The following is a 4,324-nucleotide window of genomic DNA, read 5'->3' on the forward strand; positions in this document are numbered from 1 at the left end:
CGCCCGCTTCGTCCTGCGCCTCCCCCGCGACGACCTCCCGGGGTAGCCGTCCCCGCGGGACGGCCACTCCAGGGCGGGACGTCATCACGCGCCAGGCGCGCGTGAGCGCGGGCAGCTGCGGAAGCCACAGGTCCATGGAGGTGCCGAGGGACGGGCCGAGGACGACGACGGGCGCGCCGTCCGGACCGTCCAGGCGGTGCCGCGGCGCCGCGATCACGCGCGGCTCCTGCGGTAGGCGTCGAGGGCCCGGCCCACGAGGTCGGCGGCGGCCCCGGTCCCGGGGTCGTCGCCGAGGACGTCCAGGAGGTCGTCGAGGTCGGCGCGCATCAGCTCGGTGGACACCTCCAGGCCGTCCAGCAGCTCGGCGGCCGTCTCGGCGGCGCCGCCGGTCAGCCGCAGGCACTCGCGCAGCGGCTGCCACTCGGCGTGCCACTCGCCCGCCGGCCGCTCGTGCGGCGCGGCCTGCGCGGCGAGGATCACCTGGACCTGCGCCGGGACCTGCAGGGCGGCGGAACGGACCAGCGCGGACAGCGCCGGGTTGCGCTTGTGCGGCATCGACGACGAGCCGCCCCGGCCCGCGCCCGCGGCCTCCGCGACCTCGCCGACCTCGCTCTGCGCCAGCAGCCACACATCAGTGGCGATCTTGCCGAGGGCGCCCGCGGCCACCGCCAGCGCCGCCGCGAGCCGGGCGACGGGCGTGCGGCGGGTGTGCCACGGCAGGACGGGCCGCGCCAGCCCGGTCTCCTCCGCGTAGGCATCGACGAGGTCGAGGGCCCGGTCTCCGAAGGCGTCCAGCGTCCCGGCGGGGCCGCCGAGCTGGGCGGGCAGCGCCACGGCGGCGAGCCCCTCGCGCGCCTCCAGGCAGCCCATGAGCCAGCCCGCGGCCTTGGCGCCGAACGTCGTCGGCAGCGCCTGCCGGCCGAGCGTGCGGGCCGGCATGGGCGTGTCGCGGTACCGCGCCGCGAGCCCGGCCAGCGCGTCCAGTGCCCGGTCGAGGTGGGCGAGGACGACGCGCCTGGCGCGGGCCGCGACGAGCATGGCGCCGGTGTCGGCGATGTCCTGGCTGGTGGCGCCCTTGTGGACGTGCTCGCCCGCGGCGCCCGCGAGCGCGCGCAGATCGGCGACCAGCGGCACGACGGGGTTGCCGGAGCCGCGCGCCCGGCGGGCGATGCCGGGCAGGTCGAACCGGTCCGCGTCCGCGGCGGCGGTGATCGCCTCCGCGGCGGCGGCGGGGACGAGGCCGAGCCGGGCCTGCGCGCGGGCGAGCGCCGCCTCCGCGTCGAGCATGGCGGTCAGGTAGGCCAGGTCGCTGGTGGCGGCCTCGGCCTCCGTCCCCGCCCGGACGGGCGACAGCAGGCCCGCGTCCGGCGCCGGACGGGGCTCCCCCGCGGGCCCGTGCCCGCCGGACGGCGGCGGGTGCTCGTCAGAAGGCAAGGAACACCGTCTCCCCGTCTCCCTGCAGGCGGACGTCGAACCGGTACTCCCGCTCCCCTTCGCGTTCGGCGACCAGGGTCGCGCGCCGCTCCCGCGGGACGGCGCCGAGCAGCGGGTCGGACGCGTGGGCGGCCGAGTCCTCGGGGAAGTAGAGCCGGGTGAAGACCGGCTTGAGGAGGCCGCGGGCGAACACCAGCACGGCGATGTAGGGAGCGCTCTCCCCGATCCCGCCGGGTTTGAGGGTGCTGAACCAGAAGCCGCCGTCGGCGTCGGTGGCGCACCGGCCGAAGCCGGAGAAGCCGTGCCCGTCGCGCACGAGGCCGCCGGGGCGCCGCGGGACCTCGCCTTTCCCGTCGGCCTGCCAGATCTCCAGGAGCGCGTCCGGCACCGGCTCCCCCGCGCCGTCCAGGACGCGCCCGCGCACCCGGATCGCGTCGGGCCGCCACGGCGGGACCACCTGCGGGCCGGCCTCGTACGGCAGCGCGTAGCCGAAGAAGGGGCCGACCGTCTGCGACGGCGTCATGGCCGAGGGCGTGGGAGAAGGCGTGCTCATCAGGCCTCCGTCGGGGTGTCGCCGAGGACGATGTCCCACTGGTAGCCGAGCGCCCACTCCGGCGTGGTGGTGTCCATGTCGAAGCGGGAGATCAGCTTCTCCCGGTCCCGCTCGTCCGGGATCGACTGGAGGATCGGGTCGTAGGCGAACAGCGGGTCGCCGGGGAAGTACATCTGGGTGACGAGCCGCTGGGTGAAGGCGGTGCCGAACACCGAGAAGTGGATGTGGGCGGGCCGCCAGGCGTTGCGGTGGTTGCCCCACGGATAGGCGCCCGGCTTGATCGTGACGAACCGGTAGCGGCCGTCGCCGTCGGTCAGGCAGCGCCCGGCGCCGGTGAAGTTCGGGTCGAGCGGCGCCGGGTGGACGTCGCCGAGGTGGTGGTACCGGCCGGCGGCGTTGGCCTGCCAGACCTCCACGAGCGCCCCCCGCACCGGGCGGCCCGCGCCGTCGAGCACGCGGCCGGTCACGACGATCCGCTCGCCGAGCGGCTCGCCGGTGTGCTGGACGGTGAGGTCGTGGTCCCTCCGTCCCAGCTCCTGGTGCCCGAAGACCGGGGAGGTCAGCTCGACGGTGTCGGGGCCCGGTTTCGGCATGACCAGTTCGTGGGACGGGGCGCGGAGCACGGTGCTCCTGTAGCCCGGGTACAGGTACGGCGGGTGCGTCATGGCCTCGTCCCCTCCTGCTCGCCTTCCGCCGGGACGCGTTCGGTCAGCCGCGGCCCGGCCCACCACCCTCGCAGCCCGTGCGGCGTGCGCCGGAGCCCGGCTTCCGCCCAGTGGAAGACGAGGGGCGCGATCAGAGCCTTTCGGCCAGTCCGAACACCGGGAACAGGCTCGTGTCGAAGAAGACCGAGACGTGCGCGACGCCGTCGCCGGTGACGCTCAGCACCTGGATCTGGTACGCGCGGTGCACGCCCTCGTCGTCGCGCATGTAGAGCCCGAAGGCCGGCTGCCCGTTCGCGGCGGCCGGGACCATCCGGATGTCGCCGGGGGCGGGACCGCACTGGGCCTTGATGAGGCGGACGACGTGGTCGGCGCCGACGAACCACTGCGGGAACGGCGGCATCTCCCAGACGACGTCCTGCTTGAACAGCTCGATCAGGCTCGCGATGTCGGCGGTCTCGAACGCCTTCGCGTAGCGCTCCAGGAGGTCGCGCTGGCCGGGGTCGGTCGGCTCGACCAGCTCGTCGCGCAGGGGGGCGTTCTCGTCGAGCTGCGCGCGGGCCCGCTGCAGCGCGCTGTTGACCGCGGCGGTGGAGGTGTCGAGAAGCTCGGCCACCTCGGCGGCCCGCCACTTCAGCACGTCCCGCAGGATCAGCACGACCCGCTGCTTGGCGGGCAGGTGCTGCAGGGCAGCCACGAACGCCAGCCGGGTGCTCTCGCGCGCGGTGACGATGGTCGCCGGGTCGGCGGCGTCGGCGCCGAGCACGGCGTCGGGGGCGGGCTCCAGCCACGGCACCTCGTCCGAGGCCACCACGGGCCGCTCGGGCTCGTCGCTCGGCGCCCCGAGGCCGGACGGCATGGGCCGGTTGCCGCGCTGGTCGATGGCGGTCAGGCACACGTTGGTCGCGATGCGGTACAGCCAGGTGCGCAGCGAGGAGCGGCCCTCGAAGCCGCCGTAGGAGCGCCATGCCCGCAGGTAGGTCTCCTGCACCAGGTCCTCGGCGTCGTGGATGGAGCCGAGCATCCGGTAGCAGTGCGCCAGCAGCTCCCGCCGGTACGGGTCGGCCAGCGACTGGAAGTCACGGTCTGTCTCGACGGTGTTCGGCATGGTGTCGGGCATGGTGGTCGTCACCTCTGCTGGGCGGCATCGCCAGGGCGGCGAGGGCGGCGGGCGCCGTCGCCTCCGACCGTAGACGAGCCCACCGACAGAACACGGGCATCACCTCGGATCCTACGCCTGCGCCCCGTGGCCGCGCCCGGTGCCGTCGCCGGGCGGCCGCCGGCGCTGAGGTTCGATCACCGTGATCCCGGCACCCGACATCCCGGCGAGGGCGGCCGGGGCGTCGTCCAGGGCCAGGACCCGGCCGACCAGCAGGTCGGGGCGCAGCGTCCCGGCGCGGACCAGCTCCATCATCGGGCCGTAGGCGTGGGCGGCCATCCCGTGGCTGCCGACGATCTCCAGCTCCCACCCGATCACCCGCTCCATCGGCAGGTCGGCGCGGCCCGCGCCGGGCGGCAGCAGCCCGACCTGGACGTGCCGGCCGCGGCGGCGCAGGGACTCGACCGAGGCGCGGGCGGTGGCCGGGCTGCCGAGCGCGTCCAGCGAGACGTGGGCGCCGCCGTGGGCCGCCTCGCGCACGGCCTCGGCCACGTCGTCGTGGGCCGCGGCGTCGAC

General features: G+C 75.9%; 5 protein-coding genes and 1 pseudogene. All 6 read right to left on the reverse strand.

From position 1 onward, the window contains the following. Window positions 1-217, reverse strand: a pseudogene (locus AB0K37_RS40465) (hypothetical protein); the annotation flags it as partial. Further along, window positions 214-1,434, reverse strand: a complete 1,221-nt coding sequence (gene pcaB / locus AB0K37_RS40470; protein ID WP_363991096.1) for a 3-carboxy-cis,cis-muconate cycloisomerase — start codon at window positions 1,432-1,434, stop codon at window positions 214-216. The pseudogene AB0K37_RS40465 and the gene pcaB, both read right to left, overlap by 4 nt. Further along, window positions 1,424-1,987 (reverse strand): protocatechuate 3,4-dioxygenase subunit alpha, encoded by a 564-nt coding sequence (gene pcaG, locus AB0K37_RS40475; protein WP_363991098.1) that lies wholly within the window; start codon window positions 1,985-1,987, stop codon window positions 1,424-1,426. Before pcaG ends, pcaB begins: the two co-directional genes overlap by 11 nt. After that, a complete protein-coding gene (pcaH, locus tag AB0K37_RS40480; RefSeq protein WP_363991100.1) occupies window positions 1,987-2,652 on the reverse strand; it encodes a protocatechuate 3,4-dioxygenase subunit beta in 666 nt (221 codons plus the stop codon). Before pcaH ends, pcaG begins: the two co-directional genes overlap by 1 nt. Window positions 2,653-2,782: 130 nt before the next feature. Then, window positions 2,783-3,769, reverse strand: coding sequence for a sigma-70 family RNA polymerase sigma factor (locus AB0K37_RS40485; RefSeq protein WP_363991103.1), 987 nt, complete (start codon window positions 3,767-3,769; stop codon window positions 2,783-2,785). A 111-nt stretch (window positions 3,770-3,880) separates the two neighbouring features. Then, on the reverse strand, window positions 3,881-4,324 hold a 444-nt coding region (locus tag AB0K37_RS40490), incomplete at its 5' end, for a zinc-binding dehydrogenase (RefSeq protein ID WP_363991106.1).

The organism is Actinomadura sp. NPDC049753, from assembly GCF_040674655.1.
Taxonomy (GTDB): Bacteria; Actinomycetota; Actinomycetes; order Streptosporangiales; family Streptosporangiaceae; genus Spirillospora; species Spirillospora verrucosospora.

Bases quoted from the DNA above. Each gene is read 5' to 3' on its own strand.
- pcaG (WP_363991098.1), bottom strand. From the start codon at position 1,987: ATGAGCACGCCTTCTCCCACGCCCTCGGCCATGACGCCGTCGCAGACG.
- pcaH (WP_363991100.1), bottom strand. From the start codon at position 2,652: ATGACGCACCCGCCGTACCTGTACCCGGGCTACAGGAGCACCGTGCTC.
- AB0K37_RS40485 (WP_363991103.1), bottom strand. From the start codon at position 3,769: ATGCCCGACACCATGCCGAACACCGTCGAGACAGACCGTGACTTCCAG.